The sequence below is a fragment of the Patulibacter sp. genome, from assembly GCF_030655195.1.
Classification (GTDB): Bacteria; Actinomycetota; Thermoleophilia; order Solirubrobacterales; family Solirubrobacteraceae; genus Patulibacter.
This window is the reverse complement of the sequence record NZ_JAURWA010000195.1, coordinates 52,217-72,313: the sequence shown is the minus strand read 5'-3', so window position 1 is coordinate 72,313 and position 20,097 is coordinate 52,217. Positions and strand designations below refer to the sequence as shown.

The 20,097-nt window shown below is 73.6% G+C and carries 18 protein-coding genes; 10 read left to right on the top strand and 8 right to left on the bottom strand.

Translation table 11 applies throughout. The features are described from left to right. Positions 1–211: 211 nt before the first annotated feature. Complete coding sequence (locus Q7T67_RS20900; protein ID WP_304794643.1) at positions 212–1,075, top strand: GGDEF domain-containing protein; 864 nt, start codon at positions 212–214, stop codon at positions 1,073–1,075. A 9-nt stretch (positions 1,076–1,084) separates the two neighbouring features. Here Q7T67_RS20900 and argF read toward each other — a convergent pair whose 3' ends face one another. The 3 genes from argF to Q7T67_RS20885 form a co-directional block, all read right to left on the bottom strand. Continuing rightward, the gene (gene argF, locus Q7T67_RS20895) at positions 1,085–2,080 is read right to left on the bottom strand and encodes an ornithine carbamoyltransferase (protein WP_304794639.1); all 996 of its coding nucleotides are present in this window, start codon (positions 2,078–2,080) and stop codon (positions 1,085–1,087) included. A 3-nt stretch (positions 2,081–2,083) separates the two neighbouring features. Further along, on the bottom strand, positions 2,084–3,418 hold the full coding sequence (locus Q7T67_RS20890; RefSeq protein ID WP_304794636.1) for an arginine deiminase: 1,335 nt from the start codon (positions 3,416–3,418) through the stop codon (positions 2,084–2,086). Between the two features lie 143 nt (positions 3,419–3,561). Beyond that, positions 3,562–5,181, bottom strand: coding sequence for a YfcC family protein (locus Q7T67_RS20885; RefSeq protein ID WP_304794633.1), 1,620 nt, complete (start codon positions 5,179–5,181; stop codon positions 3,562–3,564). Between the two features lie 173 nt (positions 5,182–5,354). Between Q7T67_RS20885 and arcC the strand changes: the two genes are divergently transcribed. Continuing rightward, entirely contained in the window at positions 5,355–6,380 is a 1,026-nt protein-coding gene (gene arcC / locus Q7T67_RS20880; protein WP_304794630.1) for a carbamate kinase, read from the top strand. Continuing rightward, positions 6,377–6,856, top strand: coding sequence for a DUF1003 domain-containing protein (locus Q7T67_RS20875; RefSeq protein WP_304794627.1), 480 nt, complete (start codon positions 6,377–6,379; stop codon positions 6,854–6,856). The genes arcC and Q7T67_RS20875 overlap by 4 nt, the downstream gene beginning before the upstream one ends. On the opposite strand, the gene Q7T67_RS20870 is transcribed toward Q7T67_RS20875, so the two are convergent. Beyond that, on the bottom strand, positions 6,832–7,473 hold the full coding sequence (locus Q7T67_RS20870) for a response regulator transcription factor (RefSeq protein ID WP_304794624.1): 642 nt from the start codon (positions 7,471–7,473) through the stop codon (positions 6,832–6,834). The genes Q7T67_RS20875 and Q7T67_RS20870 overlap by 25 nt on opposite strands. Before the next feature lie 96 nt (positions 7,474–7,569). On the opposite strand from Q7T67_RS20870, the gene Q7T67_RS20865 reads away from it, so the two are divergent. The 3 genes from Q7T67_RS20865 to Q7T67_RS20855 all read left to right on the top strand — a co-directional run bounded on the left by Q7T67_RS20865 (position 7,570) and on the right by Q7T67_RS20855 (position 11,407). Next, positions 7,570–9,291, top strand: a complete 1,722-nt coding sequence (locus Q7T67_RS20865; protein ID WP_304794621.1) for a GAF domain-containing sensor histidine kinase — start codon at positions 7,570–7,572, stop codon at positions 9,289–9,291. A 66-nt stretch (positions 9,292–9,357) separates the two neighbouring features. Further along, positions 9,358–10,542, top strand: coding sequence for an NAD(P)/FAD-dependent oxidoreductase (locus Q7T67_RS20860; RefSeq protein WP_304794618.1), 1,185 nt, complete (start codon positions 9,358–9,360; stop codon positions 10,540–10,542). Between the two features lie 160 nt (positions 10,543–10,702). Further along, positions 10,703–11,407, top strand: a complete 705-nt coding sequence (locus Q7T67_RS20855) for a sensor histidine kinase (protein WP_304794615.1) — start codon at positions 10,703–10,705, stop codon at positions 11,405–11,407. A gap of 52 nt (positions 11,408–11,459) precedes the next feature. Here the strand turns inward: Q7T67_RS20855 and Q7T67_RS20850 are convergent, their stop codons facing one another. From Q7T67_RS20850 to Q7T67_RS20840, 3 genes are all read right to left on the bottom strand, one after another. After that, positions 11,460–12,362 (bottom strand): universal stress protein, encoded by a 903-nt coding sequence (locus Q7T67_RS20850; RefSeq protein WP_304794612.1) that lies wholly within the window; start codon positions 12,360–12,362, stop codon positions 11,460–11,462. Positions 12,363–12,366: 4 nt separating this feature from the next. Beyond that, the gene (locus tag Q7T67_RS20845) at positions 12,367–12,918 is read right to left on the bottom strand and encodes a DUF1269 domain-containing protein (RefSeq protein ID WP_304794609.1); all 552 of its coding nucleotides are present in this window, start codon (positions 12,916–12,918) and stop codon (positions 12,367–12,369) included. Positions 12,919–13,030: 112 nt separating this feature from the next. Further along, the gene (locus tag Q7T67_RS20840; RefSeq protein ID WP_304794606.1) at positions 13,031–13,948 is read right to left on the bottom strand and encodes a universal stress protein; all 918 of its coding nucleotides are present in this window, start codon (positions 13,946–13,948) and stop codon (positions 13,031–13,033) included. A 209-nt stretch (positions 13,949–14,157) separates the two neighbouring features. Here Q7T67_RS20840 and Q7T67_RS20835 point away from each other — a divergent pair, with 209 nt between their 5' ends. Both Q7T67_RS20835 and Q7T67_RS20830 read left to right on the top strand, forming a co-directional pair. Then, the gene (locus tag Q7T67_RS20835) at positions 14,158–14,859 is read left to right on the top strand and encodes a VIT family protein (RefSeq protein ID WP_304794603.1); all 702 of its coding nucleotides are present in this window, start codon (positions 14,158–14,160) and stop codon (positions 14,857–14,859) included. Positions 14,860–15,042: 183 nt separating this feature from the next. Next, positions 15,043–15,471 (top strand): cyclic nucleotide-binding/CBS domain-containing protein, encoded by a 429-nt coding sequence (locus tag Q7T67_RS20830; protein ID WP_304794600.1) that lies wholly within the window; start codon positions 15,043–15,045, stop codon positions 15,469–15,471. A 78-nt stretch (positions 15,472–15,549) separates the two neighbouring features. Here Q7T67_RS20830 and Q7T67_RS20825 read toward each other — a convergent pair whose 3' ends face one another. Beyond that, positions 15,550–17,094, bottom strand: a complete 1,545-nt coding sequence (locus tag Q7T67_RS20825; RefSeq protein WP_304794597.1) for an aldehyde dehydrogenase family protein — start codon at positions 17,092–17,094, stop codon at positions 15,550–15,552. Between the two features lie 295 nt (positions 17,095–17,389). On the opposite strand from Q7T67_RS20825, the gene Q7T67_RS20820 reads away from it, so the two are divergent. Then, positions 17,390–18,463: a zinc-dependent alcohol dehydrogenase gene (locus tag Q7T67_RS20820; RefSeq protein WP_304794594.1), complete on the top strand. Its 1,074-nt coding sequence runs from the start codon at positions 17,390–17,392 to the stop codon at positions 18,461–18,463. 117 nt (positions 18,464–18,580) lie between these two features. Then, on the top strand, positions 18,581–20,095 hold the full coding sequence (locus tag Q7T67_RS20815) for a cytochrome ubiquinol oxidase subunit I (protein WP_304794591.1): 1,515 nt from the start codon (positions 18,581–18,583) through the stop codon (positions 20,093–20,095). Positions 20,096–20,097 lie beyond the last annotated feature (2 nt).

Sequence of the window (20,097 nt, the reverse complement as noted above, 5' to 3'; positions counted from 1 at the left end):
CCGCGGGTCGGTCCGCAGCCGGTCTGCGGAGAACCACCGACGCCGCGGTCGACGTGCGGGGCGACCGGCGGACGACCGCTCCCGACCGTCCGGGACGGCCAACTCGGCCAGCCGACCGCCACGCGGGTTCGGCATCGGCTATTCGATGGTGGATGCTCGTGCAGCCGCGTCCCATCACGGCCGGACCGCCGGCTGCGTCCGCGCTGCGACCGTGAGCACGCTGAACGTCGCGGCGAACGTCGCGATCGCCGTGCCGTACGGGTTCATCGCCTTCTTCATCCTGCAGGGCCTCGTCCGCCAGCACCAGCTCCGGAGCAACCCGCTGGGTCTCGCGACGGCGTTGATCTTCTTCTCCTGCTCGATCGGCCATGCCTTCCACGCGGTGCACGCGCTTCACGCGGGGCACGGATCGGGGATGGCGTCGGCGACCCCGGCGGCCCCGATGGTCCTGTGGGACGCCGGCACCGCGTGCATCGCGGTCTGGTACCTGTCGATGCGCCGCCGCTACGGGCAGCTCCTGCGTGGCCCGGCGATGTTCGACGACCCCCGCCGCGCGGCGGAGGAGCGGCGGGCGATCCATGCGGCGACCCACGACGACCTCACGGGGCTCGCGAACCGGGCGCACCTCCTGGAGACCGTCCGCGACCGCCTCGACCCCCTGCACGGCGACGCCCCGGTGGTGGTCGCGTTCATCGACCTCGACGGCTTCAAGGCCGTCAACGACACCTACGGGCACCGCACCGGGGACGAGCTCCTCCTCGCGGTGGCGGGACGACTTACCGGCTCCCTGCGGTCCGGGGACCTCCTCGGCCGGCTCGGGGGCGACGAGTTCGTCGTCCTCTTCCGGGGCGTGCCGCTCGCGACCGCGACGACGATCGCGGAGCGGCTGCTCGACGACCTCGGGCACCCGTTCGAGCTGCCGTCGACCGGGGTGTCGGTGACCGTGACGGCGAGCGCGGGTCTCGCGTGCGCGACGCCCGGGACCCAGGCGCCGACGGCCCTGATCGAGGCCGCCGACCGGGCGATGTACCGGGCGAAGGTCCAGGGCGGGGCCCGATGCGCCGTCGCGTCCTGAGCCCGCCCGCTACGCGAGCGTCGCGACGAGCACGGCCTTGATCGTGTGCAGCCGGTTCTCGGCCTGGTCGAAGACGACCGAGGCGGGCGAGCGGAAGACTTCGTCGGTGACCTCGAGGCCCTCGTGCATCCCGGTTGCCTCCGCGATCCGGGCCCCGACGGTCGTGCCGGCGTCGTGGAACGCCGGGAGGCAGTGCATGAAGATCGCGCGGGGGTTGCCGGTGGACGCCATCAGCGCCGCGTTGACCTGGAACGGCGCGAGCTCCTTCGCGCGGGAGGCCCACACGTCGTCGGGCTCGCCCATCGAGACCCACACGTCGGTGTGGACCGCGTCGACGCCCTGGACGTCTGCGAGGTCGTCGCTGATCGTGATCCGCGCCCCCGAGGTCTCGGCGATCTCGCGGGCCCGGGCGATCACGTCCTCCGGCGGGCGCAGCGCCGCCGGGGTGACGATCCGGACGTCGGCGCCGAGGATCGCGCCGGTGATCAGGAGCGAGCGGCCCATGTTGTACCGGCCGTCCCCGACGAAGGCGTAGACGAGCTCGTCGGCCGGCTTGCCGGTGTGCTCGAGCATCGTCAGGACGTCGGCGAGCATCTGCGTCGGGTGCCACTCGTTCGTCAGCCCGTTGAAGACGGGGACGCCGGCGTGGGCGGCGAGGTCCTCGACGTTGGACTGCGCCGAGCCGCGGTACTCGATCGCGTCGAACATCCGGCCCAGGACGGCTCCCGTGTCGGCGATCGACTCCTTGTGGCCCATCTGCGATCCCGTCGGGTCGAGGTAGGTGACGTGCGCACCCTGGTCGTGGGCGGCGACCTCGAACGCGCAGCGGGTGCGCGTCGAGCTCTTCTCGAAGATCAGCGCGATGTTCTTCCCCGAGAGCCGGGGCACCTCCGTGCCGGCGTACTTCGCGGTCTTCAGCGAGGCCGCGAGGGCCAGCAGGTGCCCCAGCTCCTCACGGGTGAAGTCCAGCTCCTTGAGGAACGAGCGGTTGCGGAGGTTGTACATGTCCTACGCCTCGCGATCGATCGGGCAGGTCATGCAGTGCGAGCCACCGCGGCCGCGCCCGAGCTCGGAGCCGTCGATCGTGATGACCTCGATGCCGGCCTGCTCCAGGCGGGCGTTCGTGTCCACGTTGCGCTCGTAGGCGATGACGACGCCGGGCTCGACGCAGACGACGTTGTTGCCGTCGTCCCACTGCTCGCGGGCCTGCTCGGCGACGTCGCCGCCGGTCGGCACGACGCGCAGGCGGTCGACCTCGAGCGCCATCTCCATCGCGTCCAGGATCGTGCCGTCGAAGACCTCGACGACCGGCAGCTCGCCCTCGCCGCCGGGCCGCAGCGTCCAGACCCGCACGTCGTCGTTGACGACCGCCGGGTAGAGCGTGACGACGTCGCGGGCGACCATCGTCAGCACGGTGTCGAGGTGCATGTAGGACCTCGACGGGGGCAGCTGGACCGCCAGGACGAGGGTCGCCGCGCCCGCGTCGAAGAGGTTCCGGGCGAGGATCCCGACCGACTGCGGGGTGGTCCGCTCGCCCATGCCGATCATCACCGCGCCGTTGCCGATCGTCTGCACGTCGCCGCCCTCGATCGTGCAGGCGCCCCAGTCCTGCTCGACGCCGCCGAACCACACGTTGGTCCCGCCGTCCGCCGCGAACATCGGGTGGAAGCGGTAGATCGCCTCCATGATCGCGGTCTCCGGCTTGCGGGCCGCCTTCGTCATCGGGTTGATCGTCACGCCGCCGTAGATCCACGACGACGGGTCGCGCTGGAAGAGGAAGTTGGGCAGCGGCGGCAGCATCATCGCCATCGGGCTGGAGGAGTCGTAGAACAGGCCGGCCCCGTCCTCGAGCTCCTCCTTGGTCATGCCGCCGATCAGGAAGTTCGAGACGTCGCGGGCGCTCGCGCCCTCCGCCCACTCGCGACCGCTGTGGGCGAGGTACTGCCCGACGCGGCGCTCGCTCAGCACCTGGTCGAGCACGAACGCCTTGCCGGCGGGGACCTCGAGGGTCTGCAGCAGCAGGTCCTCGGCGTCGAAGACCTCGACGCCGCGCTCCTGCAGCACCTGGACGAACGCGGCGTGCTCGACCTTCGCCTTGCGGACCCAGATGACGTCGTCGAAGAGCAGCTCGGCCGCATTGTCCGGGGTGAGCCGGCGCTGCTCGAGGCCCGGACGGTGGACGATGACCTTGCGCAGCCGGCCCACCTCGGAGTCGACGCTGAAGCCCTCACGGGCCCCGCTCTCCGGCGCCGCGGCGCTGGTCCTCCCGTCCGGAGCGACGAAGAAGTCCGTGACGGTGGGGGAGTGGGAGCCGGTGATGGCGGCGTCGGCGGGGAACGGCATGGTGGAGCTCTTCTCGTGGGAGATGGACGTACTGGGGTCCGTGGACCCCGGTGAGGTGGCAGGGCGCGTCCGGCCCGGGTGGGGACGACGGCGGCCGTCGGCCGCAGGGCCGCCGCCGGCCCGACCCGGCGCGCGTCGGCCGGTCACGAGACCACCGCGCCGACACCGACGAACGCCAGGCAGAGGACCAGCGCGATGGCGAAGAACGGCAGGACGAAGCGCAGGTAGCGGTCGTAGCCGATCTTGGAGAGCGCGAGGCCGCCCATGATCACCGCGGAGGTCGGCGTGATCAGGTTCACGAGGCCCGACGCGGACTGGAACGCGGTGACGGCGATCGACCGTGGGACGCTCGCGAAGTCCGCGAGGGGTCCGAGGATCGGCATCACCAGCGCGGCGTGGCCCGAGGACGACGGCACGAGGAACGCGATGGGCATGTTGACGAGGACCGCGATCCCGCCGAAGACGCCGCCGGAGGTCCCCGAGACGCCGTTCTCCATCCAGTGCAGGAGCGTGTCGGTGACCTCGGCGTTCTTCATCACCACGGTCACTGCGCGGGCCAGGACGATGATCAGCGCCGGTCCGAGGAAGTCCGAGGCGCCGCCGACGATCGCGCCGACCGTCCCCTTCTCGCCGAGCTTGGCGACCATGCCGATGACGACGGCCATGACGAGGAACAGGACGCTCGCCTGGGCGAAGTAGAAGGCCTCGAACGTCGGCAGCGGGAAGTCGGCCGAGAAGATCGTCTGCCAGATCTCGTCCCACGGGATGAACCCGTAGATCATCAGCGCGAAGGCGGAGAAGAAGAGGACGAGCACGAAGCCCTGCCGGCGGGTCAGGGGCGCGACGTCGCCGGCCGCTTCGTCGGCCATCGGCAGACCCGCGGACGTCAGGCCGGCGGGGCCGAGGACCGAGCGGGTCGGGTCCTTGCGCACCCGGAACGCGTACCGCAGCACGTAGGCGATGGCGACGCCGACGATCACGATCCACATCAGCAGGCGCAGGGCGATGCCGTCGCCGACGCCGACCCCGGCGGCGTCGGAGGCCACGCCGGTGGCGAACGGGTTGACCGTGGAGGCGAGGACCCCCGAGCCGCAGCCGAGGAAGACGATCCCCGCGCCGGTCATGCGGTCGAAGCCCAGCGCCAGGGTGAGGGGGACGAGGAGGACGAAGAACCCGAGGGTCTCCTCCCACATCCCCTCGGTCGTCCCGCCGAGCGCGAAGACCACCATCAGGACGACGATCAGGATCGCGGGGCTCCGTCTGAACCGCAGGGCCAGACGTCCGATCCCGGTCTGGATCGCGCCCGTCTTCATCGTCACCGTGATGAACGCGCCGATGGCGAGCACGAAGAAGAAGATCTGCGCGGACCCGTAGAGCGTCCCGGTGTTGTCGACGCTCACCCCGCCGCGGTCGTTCTCGACGCCGTAGAGACCGTTGGTGGGCGCGGCCCAGAGCTTCGAGAACTGGTGGACGACGGACTTGTCGGTGTCGACCCGGTGGTAGGTGCCGGGGACGGGGCCACCCGACTTCGGGTCGACGTCGTAGGCCCCGGACGGGATCACGAACGACAGCAGCCAGACGACGAGCAGCACGCCGGCGAGCACCGTGAAGGCGGTCGGGAAGCGCCGGGGCTTCCCGGCCGGGGACGGGTCGGCGTCGGCCTCGGGAGGCTCCGGGACGACCGGCGGCTCGTGCCCGTCGGGTGGACGGATGCCCTCGGGCCGCTCGCTGCGGGGTGGTGCTGGGGCCAGCTCCTGGGTCATCTCGACGCTCCTTCGGTGTTCGGTCGCCCGGTGTCCCGGGGTGTGACCGCACTCTGAGCGGCGCCGAGGGGCGTGCCATCCGCCGGCCGCCGCACCCGGCGCAGGGACGAGTCCGCAGCCGGACTGCGGACAACCCCGTACGCGCAGCGGAGACCGGGGACGACGATGGAGGCATGCAGACCCGTGCCCCGCGCCCGCTCGCCGTCGTCGCCCTGGGCGGCAACGCGCTCCTGCGCCGAGGGGAGCCCGCGACCGCCGCGGGGCAACAGCGCTCGGCCCGGCAGGCCGCGCACGCGCTCGCGGCTGTGGCCGGCGGTGCCCGGCTGGTGGTGACCCACGGCAACGGGCCGCAGGTGGGCCTGCTCGCCCTGAAGGAGGACGCCTACGCCGACGGCGCTCCCTACCCGCTGGACGTGCTGGACGCGGAGTCCGAGGGCCAGATCGGCTACGTGATCGAGTCCGCCCTCGACGACGCGATCGACCGTCAGGAGGTCGTCACGGTCATCACCCGCGTGGTCGTCGACGCCGACGATCCCGCCTTCCGGACGCCCACGAAGTTCATCGGACCGGTCTACGACGCAGAACGCGCGGCGCACCTGGCCCGCGAGCACGGGTGGGAGGTCCGGGAGGACGGCGAGGACTGGCGCCGCGTGGTCCCCTCCCCGGTACCGCGGCGGATCGTGCAGCTCGCGGCCGTCCGGACCCTCGTGGCGGGCGGCTTCCTCGTGGTCTGCGCCGGCGGGGGCGGCGTCCCGGTCGTCGCCGACGCGGGGCGGCTGGTGGGTGTCGAGGCCGTGATCGACAAGGACCTCACGTCGGCGCTCCTGGCGGAGGGTCTCGACGCCGATCTGCTCGTGCTGGCCACCGACGTCGACGCGGTCTACGTCGGGTGGGGCGGTCCCGATGCTCGGGCGATCGAGAGCGCGTCGCCGGCGTGGCTGCGGAGACAGACGTTCCCAGAGGGCTCGATGGGTCCGAAGGTCGACGCGGTCTGCGGCTTCGTCGAGGCGACGGGCGGCCGGGCGGTGATCGGACGGCTCGCGGATCTGGCGGGGCTCGTCGCGGGCGATGCCGGGACGCACGTCCGGGCGGCCGGCCCGGGCGAGGCCGAGGTGACCTACCGCGGGATCGCGTCCGCGGACGCCGGCACCACGGACGCCGCCGGCCGCCTCGCGACCGCCGGGGGCCCGGGGTCGTGAGCACCACGCCCGCCCGCCGGAGGCCATCGGTCCTCGACCGCGTCGCCTCCGAGGTCGCCCACAGCCCGTTCGGGGCCGACCGGTTCGGCCGGCTCGCCGAGCGCTTCGCCCGGCTCTTCGGCACGCCGCAGTTCATCGTCGGGCAGACGGTCCTGGTGGCGGTGTGGATCGCCCTGAACGCGGTCGCCGTCTCGATGCGCTGGGACCCCTATCCGTTCATCCTGCTCAACCTCGCGTTCTCGACGCAGGCGGCCTACGCAGCGCCGCTGATCCTGCTGGCCCAGACCCGCCAGGCGGACCGCGACGAAGTGACCGCGGCGCAGGACTCCCGGGTCGCCGAGGAGCAGCGTGCACACGTCGAGCAGCAGACCGCCGGGCTGCGCGAACTCCTGCGGGTCAACACCGAGCTGACCGAGCGGATCGCGCTGCTGACCGAGGAGCTCTACGCCCGTCAGGCGCCGCCGAGCAGCTCGTGATCCAGCGCGTAGCGGACGAGCTCGGCCCGGGTGCTGAGCGAGAGCTTCTGCTGCACGTGCGCGCGGTGGGTCTCGACCGTGCGGACCGACAGGAACAGCCGGTCCCCGACCTCGGCGTTGGTGTGCCCGAGGGCCAGGAGCCGGAGCACCTCGACCTCGCGGCCGGAGAGGTCCCCGGGCGGGCCCGTGGGCTTCTCGGGCATCGCGACGAGCCGGGCGCCGAGCGAGGGGTTGAGGTAGGTCTGGCCGTCGGCCGCCCGCCGGATCGCCTCGACGAGCTCGGTGTCGGCGGACTCCTTGAGGACGTAGCCCATGGCCCCGGCGCGCAGCGACCGCCGTGCGTACTCCGGGTCCTCCTGCATCGTCAGGACGACGGTCGCGGTCAGGGGGGAGCGCTCCCGGACGAGCGGGATCGCCTCGAGCGAGGTGAGCGTGCCCGGCATGTTCAGGTCCAGGACGAGGACGTCGGGCTTGTGGCCGAGGACGGCGCGCAGCGTCGCGTCGACGTCGCCGGCCTGTGCGACGACCTCGATGCCGTCGACGACCTCGAGCAGCATCCCGAGACCGGCGCGCACCACCTGGTGGTCATCCGCGAGGACGATGCGGATGGCGCTCATCCCTCGAGCGTACGCCCACCGCGAAGCCCGCCCCCGCCGGGCCGCCGGTCCGTCGCGGACGGGGGCGCGAGGAACACGGCTACGCTCGCCGTGCCCGTGCCCACTCCCATCGACGCCTCCGAGCGCCACGTCGTCCGCCTCGAGCGGCTCCTGGCCGCGGGCCGGGCGCTGACCGCCGAGCTCGACCTGCAGACCATGCTCGACCGCCTGCTCGTCGCGGGCCGGGACCTGACCGGCGCGCGGTACGCCGCGCTCGGGGTGCTCGACGAGGCGCGGACCGGCCTGGCCGAGTTCCTCACGCTCGGGCTCGACGAGGAGACCCGCGAGACCATCGGGGACCTCCCCCGCGGCCACGGGATCCTCGGCCTGCTGATCGATCGCCCGACCCCGATCCGGCTCCACGACATCTCGCAACATCCGCGCTCCTACGGGTTCCCGCCCGGCCATCCGCCGATGCGGAGCTTCCTCGGGGCACCGATCACGGTCCACGGCCGGATCTGGGGGAACCTCTACCTGTCGGAGAAGCGGACCGGGGAGGACTTCGACGACGACGATGTGGACTCGATCGTGACGCTCGCGCAGTGGGCGGGGATCGCGATCGACAACGCCCGGCTGTTCGCCGAGTCCGCCCGCGGACGGGCCGAGGTCGAGCAGACCATGCGGACGACGATCGAGATCGCCGAGGCGATCGGCTCCGACACCGGGCTCCCTCCGATCCTCGAGCTGATCGCCCGTCGGGCCCGCGAGCTCGTCGACGCCCACGGCCTGCTGATCTGGTTGCGGGAGGGCGACGAGCTGCGGATCGCCGCGGTCGCCGGGGACGAGGAGGTGCCGTCCGCGGCGTCGATCCCGGTCGACGGATCGACCGCCGGCGAGGCGCTCCGGACCGGTCGGCCCGTACGCGTCGCCGACGCCCGGTCACTGCGGGCCGACCCGGCGGAGTTCGGGATGGACGGTGCCCGCAGCGCCCTCGTGGTCCCGCTGACCCACCGCGGCCAGGGCCTCGGCGTGCTGGTGGCGTTCGATCGCCGGGGGACCTCGACGACGTTCGGTGCCGACCACGAGCGGACGCTCGCGGCCTTCGCGGCCAGCGCGTCGACGGCCGTCGCGACGGCCCGCCTGGTCGAGCGCCAGCGGCTGCAGGACACGATGGCCGCCGCGGAGGCCGAGCGCACCCGCTGGGCGCGGGAGCTGCACGACCAGACGCTCCAGGGCCTCGCGTCGCTGAAGATCCTCCTGGGCGGGGCGCTGCGCGCGCCCTCGGGAACCGGACGGCCCGCGGTGGAGTCTGCGGTCGGGCAGGTCGAGCACGAGATCGAGGCGCTGCGGGCCATCATCGCCGATCTGCGCCCCGCGGCCCTCGACGAGCTGGGGCTGGAGCCCGCGCTCCGCACGCTCGTCGCCCGCCTGACGGGCGGGACCGGGGTACGCGCCCGGGTGGACATCGACCTGGGTCGGGCGCGGCTCCCGCCCGAGGTCGAGACGACCGCCTACCGCGTGGCGCAGGAGGCGGTGACCAACGTGCTCAAGCACGCCGGGGCGTCGTCCGTCGAGCTCGTGGTCCGTCAGGACGCCGACCGGTTCCTGCTCCGGGTGGTCGACGACGGGCGGGGACCGGGCGGGGGTGGTGCCGCTCCCGGCGCCGGTGGCGACCGCCGCCCGGAGGCCCCGGTCGGGTCGGGCTTCGGGGTGGTCGGGATGCTGGAGCGGGCGGCGCTCGCCGGCGGCGTGACGACGATCGGTCCGGGGTCGGGCGGCGGCACCGTCGTGGCCCTCGACCTGCCGCTCCGGCCCCCCGGCGCCGGCGCCGACGGGTAGGAACCACGCGGTCTCCGGTGGTCGGTCCCGGATGCCGTCCAGGGTCGCCGGGCGGACGATGTCGTCATGGATCGCAGCGCGCCCGCAGAACGCCCCGCAGTCGTCGTCGTCGGGGGCGGCATCGCCGCGCTGGAGCTCGTGCTGGCCCTCCACGACCTGGCCCCGGGGCTGGTGCGGACCACGATGATCGCCCCCGAGCCCGAGTTCACCCTGCGGCCGCTGAACGTCGCCCGGCCGTTCGCCCGCGGCCACGCGGACCGGCTGGACCTCGCGGCGTTCATGGACGAGCACGGCGGTCGGTTCCGCCGGACCGCCGTCACCGGCGTCGACGCGGAGCGACGAACCGTCCGGTGCTCGACGGGGCCGGACGAGCCCTACGACGTGCTCGTCGTCGCGGTCGGGGCCGAGGCGCGGCCCGCGTTCGGCCACAGCCTGACCTTCGGGTCGGACTTCCTGGCGATCGGCGGTCTCCTGGCGGACCTCGAGGAGGGCTATTCCCAGAGCGTCGCGTTCGTCGTCCCCGACGGCAGCACCTGGCCGCTGCCGCTCTACGAGCTCGCGCTGATGACCGCGCAGGACGTGTGGGGGATGGACGCCGACGACGTGGAGCTGCACCTCGTCACGCCGGAGCGGGTCCCGCTCGAGATCTTCGGCGAGGAGGCCGGTGCGGCGGTCGCCGACCTGCTGCGAGCGGCCGGCATCACGCTGCACGCCGGCGTCCGGGCGGACGTCGCGCGCAACAACCACGTCGACCTCGGGAACGGGCAGGACCTCCACGTCGAGCGGATCGTCGCGCTCCCGCTCCTCGACGGCCCGCGCATCGCGGGTCTGCCGAGCGACGCCCAGGGCTTCCTGCCGGTCGACCGCTTCGGCTCCGTCGCCGGCGTCGACGGGGTCTGGGCCGCCGGGGACGCCACGACCCACCCGGTGAAGCAGGGCGGGCTCGCCTGCCAGCAGGCGGACGCCGTCGCCACCTGCATCGCCTCGCACGCCGGGGGGCACGTCTCGCCGCTGCCGTACGTCCCGGAGCTCCGGGGACGCCTGCTGACCGGTCACGGCGACCGCTTCCTTCGCCGCGGACCGGGGGAGAGCGGCCGGAGCGAGGCGGACGACCGGCCGCTCTGGTGGCCGCCGTCGAAGGTCTCCGGGCACTACCTCTCGCCGTACCTGGAGGCCCGCGGCCTCGTCCACCTGCCGGTGCACGCGGACCGCCGCGTCGAGGGCGTCGACGTGCAGCTGCGGCTGGGCTGAGGACCAGGTCCCCTTGCAATCGGGGCGCAGAGGACTAGCGTCGGAGGGACGGAGTACGCGCCGCACCCCCTGTGGGCGGCTCCCGAAGGACGAGGATGGTCGCGCCGCGGGAGCGGTTCGGTCTCGAAGGCAGGCCACGTGCCCGCCGCAGGAGGTACCGATGGCCACGCTGAGCGAGCTGCGGGACGACGACCTGAGGTGGGCCGTCGTGCTCCGGGAGCGGACACGGCTGGCCGACGCGCTGCACGACGGAGCGCTGCAGGAGGTCCTCGGGCTCCGCCAGGACTGCGCGGGGGCGGTCGCGGGCGATCCGGTCGCCCTGGCCGGGCTGCAGGACGGTCTGCGTCGGATGACCGCCGAGCTGCGGGCCCTCACCGGGGCGATGCACGAGCCGTCGCTGGACGAGCTGCCCCTCCGGGAGGCGATCGATCGCGTCGTCGGCGCGCTGCGCATCCGGGGTCGGGTGCGGATCGTGGTGGACGTCGAGCCCGGCACGGACGGCTTCAACGACCCGGTCGTCCGAGAGACCGTGCGCGAGCTGGTGACGAACGTCGCCCGGCACGCGGCAGCGACGACGGCCGTCGTGGGAATCGCCCTGGCCGGCGACGACCTGGTGCTGCGCGTCGTCGACGACGGCGTCGGCCTCGATCCCGCCGAGGCCGACGCGGCACGGGCCGCGGGACACATCGGTCTCGGGCGGCTGTCACGCCGGGCCCGGCGCCTCGGCGGCGACGTGGAGATCCTCCCGGTCGTGCCGTCGGGGACGAGCGTGACGGTGCGGTTCCCGGTCGGGGCGCTGCGCCAGCCGGCGGCAGCGGACCGCGACGCGTTCGCGGCGCAGCTGCTGCGCATGGAGACCCGCTGACGGGATCCCGGCCCGCCCCGGCGGCGGCGCGCGGACCCGCCCGTCCTGGTCCCTACCAGGACACCCCGCGCCGGGCGGGCGTCGCGTCGCCGGCCGCCGCGCCGGCCGGGACCGCTCCGGCCGCGGCGTGCTCGGGCACCACGAGGACGGGACACGGGGCCAGCCGGACGACCTCGTCGGCGACGCTGCCGAGCAGACGACGGAGGACCGGCCCGCGGGCGCGGCCGCCCAGGACCAGCAGGTCGACGTCGTGGGCGGCGCGGAGCAGCTGCGCCGTCGGATCGCCCTCCGTCAGGACGGCGTGGGCGGGCGTGTCGGCGCCGAGCCGGGCGACCTCGGCGTCGAGCAGGCGGCGACCTTCGTGCGGGAGGTCCGTGCCGTCGGGGCCGGCGTCGAACGGGTGGTCCGTGTCGACGACGGTGACGACGTCCAGCGCGGCGCCCGTCTGCCCGGCGACGGCGGCCGCGACGGCGACGGCGGGGCGCGAGGCGTCCGAGCCGTCGAACCCCACCGCGATCCGGTGCAGCGGTCCCGCGTCCCGCTCCGGGACGACGCAGACGGCGCAGGTCGCGCCGTGCAGCGCATCCTCCGCGTCGCTGCCCGACAGGACGCGTCGCAGTCCGTGGCGGTGCCCGGCGCCGACCACGACGAGGTCGGCCTCGTGCTGGGCGGCGAGGCGGTGCAGCACGGTCCCGACGCTCGGCCCGACCGGGGAGCGGTACGACACCCCGGCCCGGTCGCCCAGCAGGTCGCGGGCCTCGGCCAGCAGGGTGCGGTCGTCCGCGGTGACGCCGGTCAGTGCGTCGACCTCGGCGGCGAAGCCGGTCTCGGCACGCTCGATCGCGACGGTCGTGACGGTGATCGACGAGTCGGGTGCGGCCACGGAGACGGCGAACCGCAGGGCGCTGCGCGCCGCCGGGGTGCCGTCGAAGCCGACGAGGATGCGGTGGAACACGGGATCAGGCCTTCCGGTCCGGCACGGCGGTGCGACCCAGGTGCGACTCGACGGTCTCGGCGTCGCCGCCGTCCAGCACGCGGTGGGCGAAGGCGATGTCGTCGGCGGTGCCGTGGGCGACGACGAGCTGCTTGTCGGCCTTGATCGCGGTGACGTACCGGAGGCTCGCGTCGTCGGGCACGCCCACCGACGCGAGCGCGGCGGTGATGGCCCCCATCCCCGCGCCGAGCGCCCCGCCGACGATCGAGAAGAGCAGCCAGCCGCCGAACGCGACGTTGCCGATCCCCGGGACGAAGAAGAACGCGCCGAACAGCACGCCCCAGAGCGCACCCCAGCCCGCCCACGTCTGCTCGCGGTGCCGACGGTCGTCGAAGCCGATCACGTGGCGCTCGGTCTGCTCGCCGCGGGCCACGATCGAGAGCTGGGTCATGTCGAACCCGGCGGCCTCCAGGGCGCGCACGCCGTCCTCGGCGTGCTGCAGGTCCGCGTAGACCGCGACGGTCGCGTTCTGCTGCTCCGGGGGGAGCGTGCGGGTGGTCTCGTCGGTCGTGCTCATGGGTCGCTCGGTGCTCGGGATCCGGTCGTCCCCGACGATCGCAGCGGCCGGCGGCCCCGCCATCGGGGCCGAGCCCCGACCCCGCGGGTACTTGTCCGCACGTCGCGGCCGGTCAGGGCGCGGCCACCGCGGCGTCGGCCGCCAAGGCCGGCGCGACCGCGTCGGCGGTCGACCGCGGGACGACGAGCAACGGGCAGGCGCAGTGGCGGGACAGCCGGGAGCTCGTGCCCCCGAGGAGGATCCGGCCGACGGGCCCGAAGTCGCGGGAGCCCGTGACGAGGAGGTCCGCGTCGGCGGCCTGCTCCGCGAGGGCGTGGGCCGCGGTGCCGTCGACCATCGCGGTCGTGACGGGGACGCCGTCGATGCGCTCGACGACGGCGTGCAGCTGGTCCTCGACGTCGGAGTGCCGGAGGGCGAACGGGTAGGGATCGACCATCCCGCCGTAGGCGACCGGCATGGGTTCGACGACGCGCACGAGCCGCAGCGCCGCGCCCCGGTCCCTCGCGATCCGGAGGGCGTGGGCGAGCGCGTGCTCGCTCTCTGGGGACCCGTCGTAGGCGACCGCGACCAGCGCCACGCGGTGTTCGGTGCCGGCGTAGCCCTTCGGCGCGACGGCGACGGCGCACGCCGCGCCGTGCAGGGTCTGCTCCGTGACGCTGCCGACGAACGCGCGCCCGACCGGGCCGGTGTGGCTGCGCCCGACCACGATCAGTTCGGCCCCGAGCTCCTGGGCGATGAGCTGCAGACCGTGGGCGGGGGAGGTCCCGCCGCGGGCGACGAACGAGACGTCCTCGCGGTCACCGCAGTGGTCCCGTGCGCCTTGGAGCCGGCTCTCCGCGTCCGCGGCGAGCGCCCGCTCGTAGGCGATGTGCACGCCGGGCTGGACCATCTCGTGGGGGTTCACCGGCCAGATCGACGCGACCGTGAGCGCCGCCCGCCCATCGTCGGCCTCGGCGAGCGTCAGGGCGAGCTCGAGCGCGTCCCGGCCTCCCTCGGTGTCGGTGTATCCGACGATGATCTGCGAGCGCATGGTGGTCCTGGGGTGGCGGTTCCGGTCCGCAGGGACGCTACGACCGCCGTCCCCGCGGACCATCGGGGAGGGACCGACGGCCGCCCCGGTAGTTGCCCGCAACGTCCGCCGGGCGGGCCGTCGTCGCCGGACGGGCCGCCGGGTCGCCGGCGCGCGCGCCGGCGGGGCGCGACGATGGTGCCCACGCGGGAGGGCGTAGCCTCGCCTCGATGCCCGACGCCGCGATCCTCGCCGAGCGCCACCTCAGCCACCGCGCCGGCTGGCTCCGCGCGGCGGTCCTCGGCGCCAACGACGGGATCGTCTCGACCTCGAGCCTCGTGCTCGGCGTGGCGGGCTCCGGTGCATCGAGCGGCGCCGTGGTGACGGCCGGGGTCGCGGGTCTCGTCGGCGGGGCGCTGTCGATGGCCGCCGGGGAGTACGTCTCCGTCAGCTCGCAGCGCGACACGGAGGCCGCCGACGTCCGGCTCGAACAGCGCGAGCTGCGCACGGACCCCGAGGGCGAGCTGCGTGAGCTCGCGAGGATCTACGAGGGCCGCGGGCTCTCGGCGGACCTGGCGCTGCAGGTGGCGCAGTCCCTGACCGACCGCGACGCCCTCGCCGCCCACGTGCGCGACGAGCTCGGCCTCGAGGAGGAGCGCCGGGCGCGGCCGCTGCAGGCCGCGTGGTCCTCCGCGGTCTCTTTCGCGTCGGGTGCTGCGCTGCCGCTGCTGGCGGCGGCCCTGCTCACCGGTGGCGCGCGCACCGTCACGATCGTCGCGGTCACCCTGGTCGCCCTCGCGGCCCTCGGCACCGCCGGCGCGCGCCTGGGCGGCGCGCCGGTGCGTCCGGCGACCGTCCGCGTCGTGCTCTGGGGCGTCGTCGCGATGGCGGTCACCTCCGGCATCGGGGCGCTCGTGGGGACCGGGGTCTGACGCCCCGAGGAGCACCCCCGACCACGTCGCCCGGGCCGCCCTACGTCGGCCGTCATGATCGCCTCGTCCCGCACGATCTGGCGGATCTGGCGCTGGGACGCCCCGGGCGACTCCGTAGAACGTCCCGCGCGGCGGTGGGTGTTCGCGGATGGCGACGCCACGGCCCGTCCGTACGGTCGAGCGATGACCACGATCCTCACCCGCTCCCTGGCCGCGACGTTCGCCCGCGACGTCATGCACTCACCGATCACGTCGTGCGATCCGTCGACGCCGCTGGCCGAGGTCGCCGCGGCGATGGCCGACCAGCGGATCCACTGCCTCCTCGTCGACGGCATCGTCCACGACGCTTCCGGCGACCGTCTCGTCTGGTCGGTGGTCTCCGACCTCGACCTCGTCCGCGGCGCGATCACCGGCAGCGGCACGACCGCCGGCGGCATCGCCCGGTCGCCGGTGCTCTGCGTCGACGCGGAGGACGACCTGCTGGTGATCGCCGTCGCGCTCGCCGAGAACGGGACGTCGCACGCCGTCGTCACCGACGACGAGCGTCCTGTCGGGATCGTCTCGACCCTCGACGTCGTCGCCGCGCTGCGCACCGCCCCCGTCGGGGATTGAGCGAGGGCCATGGATCCGTCCTCGTGGGCCGCTCGTCCGCCGCGGCCCGGGTCGGTGCGAGGGCGCGGTCCGTCGGGGCTAGAACAGCCCCTGCGGGTTCGGGTCGTAGCTGACCAGCAGGCACTTCGTCTGCGTGTAGTGGTCGAGCATCATCCGGTGGTTCTCGCGGCCGACGCCGGAGGCCTTGTAGCCGCCGAACGCGGCTCCGGCGGGGTAGAGGTGGTAGCAGTTGGTCCACACGCGGCCGGCCTTGATCGCGCGCCCGACGCGGAACGCGCGCGAGCCGTCGCGGGTCCAGACGCCGGCGCCCAGGCCGTACATCGTGTCGTTGGCGATCGCTACCGCCTCGGCCTCGTCCTCGAACGTCGTGACGGCCAGGACGGGGCCGAAGATCTCCTCCTGGAAGACGCGCATCGCGTTGTGGCCCCGGAGCACCGTGGGCTCGTAGAAGGAGCCACCGTCGAGGCGGTCGCCGAACTGCGGGCGGTCGCCGCCGATCAGGACCTCAGCACCCTCCTCGCGGCCGATCGCGACGTACCCCTCGATCGTGTCCCGCTGGTGCGCGGAGACCTGCGGGCCGACCTGCGTCGCCGGGTCCAGCGGGTCGCCCTGGCGCAGGACGGCGAGGCGGGCGATGCAGCGCTCCATGAAGCGGTCGTAGATCGACGCCTGGACCAGCGCGCGGGTGGGGGAGGTGCAGACCTCGCCCTTGTTGAAGGCGAACATCACGAGGCCCTCGACCGCCTTGTCGAGGAACGCGTCGTCCTCGTCCATCACGTCGGCGAAGAAGACGTTCGGGGACTTCCCGCCGAGCTCGGTCGTCGAGGGGATCAGGCTCTCGGCGGCGTAGCCCATGATCTGCCGACCGATCTCGGTGGACCCCGTGAACGACACCTTGGCGATGCGCGGGTTCGTCGCCAGCGCCTTGCCGATCCGGCCGCCCGGGCCGTTCACCACGTTGATGACGCCCTTGGGCACGATGTCCTGGATGACCTCGCAGAGCTTGAGGATCGACCACGGCGTCGGGCTGGCGGGCTTGACGACGGTGCAGTTGCCGGCGGCGAGCGCCGGGGCGATCTTCCAGGCGGCCATCAGCAGCGGGAAGTTGAACGGGATGATCTGGCCGACGACGCCCAGCGGCTCCTGGAAGTGGTAGGCGTAGGTCTCCGCGTCGATCTCGGTGATCCGGCCCTCCTCGGCGCGGACGGCCCCGGCGAAGTAGCGGAAGTGGTCGATCGCCAGAGGCAGGTCGGCGGCGAGCGTCTCCCGGACGGGCTTGCCGTTGTCCCAGCTCTCGGCGACGGCGAGCAGCTCCAGGTGGTCCTCGATCGCGTCGGCGATCGCGTTCAGGACGGCGGCGCGCTCGGTCGGCGAGCGGGCGGCCCAGTCGTCCTTGGCGGCGTGGGCGGCGTCGAGCGCCAGCTCGAGGTCGGCGGGAGTCGATTCGGCGACCCGGCAGAAGACCTCGCCGGTGACCGGGGTGCGATTGTCGCGGTAGCGGCCCTCGACCGGGGGCACGAACGCGCCGCCGATGAAATTGCCGTACTGCGGCAGGACGGTCACCGGGCTGTCGGCGGAGCCGGGCTCGGGGAAGGCGGTCGGGGTCTTGAGGGTGGTGGCCATGGAGGGTCCTCGGGTCGATGTTCGGAGTTCCTCCAGCGGACCATGCGTGCCTCCCGGGCACATCGCGGAACCGTGGCGGGCCGGCTGCGGCGGAGTACGCGACGGGGACCGTGGTCCGTCCGCGGTGCTCGTCCGGGGTCCGGTCTTCCCGTCCGGGGTCCGGTCGTCCCGAGGAGGTCCACGCGGGGGACGAACTACGCGGTCCCCGCCGGGGTCCCTCCCGATGACGCGCCGGGAGCCGCGGGTGAAGGTGGACGGGCCCGGCGTCCCGTCGGGACCACCCGAGGAGCACGCCATGAAGGCCGCCGTCGTCCACCAGTTCACCGACCCGCTCACGATCGACGAGATCCCCGTGCCGCGGCCCGGGCCCGAGCAGGTCCTGGTCCGCGTCGAAGCGTCCGGGCTCTGCCACACCGACATCCACGCCGCCCACGGCGACTGGCCGGCCAAGCCGTCGCCGCCGTTCGTGCCCGGCCACGAGGCCGTCGGCCTGGTCGAGCAGCTCGGGCTGGGCAACGCCCACGGCCTCGAGCTCGGGATGCGCGTCGCGGTGCCGTGGCTCGGCTACGCCTGCGGCGACTGCCGGTACTGCAACTCCGGTCGCGAGACGCTCTGCGCGTCCCAGGAGAACACGGGCTACTCCGTCGACGGCGGGCTCGCCGAGTACGTCGTGGGCTGGTCGCGCCACGTCGTCCGGGTCCCCGACGGCATCGACCCGGCGGACGCCGCACCGCTGACCTGCGCGGGCGTCACGACCTACAAGGCGGTCAAGGAGTCCGGCTGCACGTCGTCGAGCCGGGTCGTCGTCTTCGGCGTCGGCGGTCTGGGCCACCTGGCGGTGCAGTACGCGCGGATCACCGGCGCCGAGGTGATCGCGGTGGACATCAACCCGGAGCGGCTGGCGACCGCCACCGCCCTCGGCGCCGACCACGTCGTCAACCCGCTCGAGCAGGACCCGGTCGCCGTGATCCAGGCCCTCGGCGGGGCCGACGCGGCGATCGCGACGGCCGTCAGTCCACGTGCGTTCGAGCAGGCCCTCGGGTCGCTGTCGCGCGGCGGCACGCTCGTCTGCGTCGGCATGCCGGCGGAGAACGAGATGGGCGTCCCGATCTTCGAGACCGTCGTCGGCGGCCTGACCATCAAGGGGTCGATCGTCGGGACGCACCAGGACGTCGTCGACGTCTTCGAGCTGCACCGCCGCGGACTCACGCGGGTCGAGCGGACCGAGGCCCGGCTGGAGGACGTGAACGAGGCGATCGCCGCGGTCCTCGACGGGACGGCCGGTGCGGCGCGGACGGTGTTCCGGCTCCAGCCGGCGCCGCTGCGCCCCGAGGCCGTCGCCGGCGTGGGCGCGGTCGCCGCTCCGTAGTCGTCCGCAGCCGGTCGCGGATTCCGCACGGATGAGCGGCGGAGAGGGGCTTCGTAGCGTGGCGGGGCGGCCGGAGATCGGTCGTCCCTCCCTCTCTCCTCGGCGCGAAACGACCCCATGCTCCTCGAGCTCGCACGCTGGCAGTTCGCCTTCACCACCGTCTTCCACTTCATCTTCGTCCCGCTGACGATCGGCCTGTCGGGCCTCGTCGCGCTGATGCAGACGCGGTGGGTGCGTTCAGGCGACGACCAGTACCGGCGGATGACGCGGTTCTGGGGCAAGCTGCTGCTGATCAACTTCGCGATCGGCATCGCGACCGGCCTGGTGCAGGAGTTCCAGTTCGGCATGGCGTGGAGCGCATACTCGCGCTACGTCGGCGACGTCTTCGGCGCGCCGCTGGCCATGGAGGGCCTGGCCGCGTTCTTCCTCGAGTCGACGTTCCTGGGGATCTGGATCTTCGGTTGGGACCACCTGCCGAAGAAGCTCCATCTCGCGTCGATCTGGCTCGTCTTCGTCGGCACGAACCTCTCCGCCTACTTCATCCTCGCGGCGAACGCCTGGATGCAGCACCCCGTCGGCTACCGCATCGACCCGGAGACCGGCAACGCCGCCCTGACCTCGATCTGGGCGGTGCTCTCCAGCGGCAACGCCGTCTTCGCGTACCTCCACACGATCCCCGCCGCGGTCCTGACCGCCGCCGGGCTGATGGCCGGCATCTCGATCTGGCACCTCGGACGCCGAGCCGGACACGAGACCGCGTTCTTCCGCCGCTCGCTGTCCTGGGGTCTGAAGGGCATGCTCGTCGCCTCGCTCCTGACGATCGTCGTCGGCCACTTCTTCGGGCAGTACATGACCGAGAAGCAGCCGATGAAGATGGCCGCGGCCGAGGCGCTCTACACCACGGAGAAGAGCGCCCCGCTGTCCCTGATGACGATCGCCCCGCTGGAGAAGAAGCCCGACCGCCCGTCGTTCGAGCTGAAGATCCCGGGGCTGACCTCGTTCCTCGCGACCAACAGCTTCAACGGGACGGTCGAGGGCATCGACGACCTGCAGGCGCAGGACGTGCGTCGGTTCGCGCCCTACGAGCGGGCGCAGGGCCGCGACCCCGCGGAGGCCGAGTACTACCCGATCGTCGGCGTCACCTACTGGACCTTCCGTCTGATGATGGGGCTCGGCTTCTGGATGCTCGGGGTCGCCGTCGTCGGGCTGCTGCTGATGCGCCGGGCGCCCGGACGGATCGAGCGGCTCGCCACGCGCACGTGGTTCCGGCGCCTGGCGCTCGGGACGCTCGCCGCGGGCTTCCTCGGTCACGCCGCCGGCTGGATGTTCACCGAGGTCGGCCGCCAGCCGTGGGTCGTCACCGGCCTGCTGAAGACCCAGGACGCCGTGTCGAAGATCGGGGTCTCGACCATCGCGATCTCGCTGGGCGTGTTCATCGTGCTCTACGTCGCGATCGGCGCGATCGAGTTCCGGCTGTTCACGACGCTCGCCCGGAAGGGCCCCGAGGGTGGCGACCGGCCGCCGGCGGCCTCCGGGAACGGCGACGCACCGACGCCGGAGCGGGACGAGCTGGACGACCACGACCACGACGAGGACCACGAGCACCCGCACGTGCCGCTCCTCGTCTACTGACC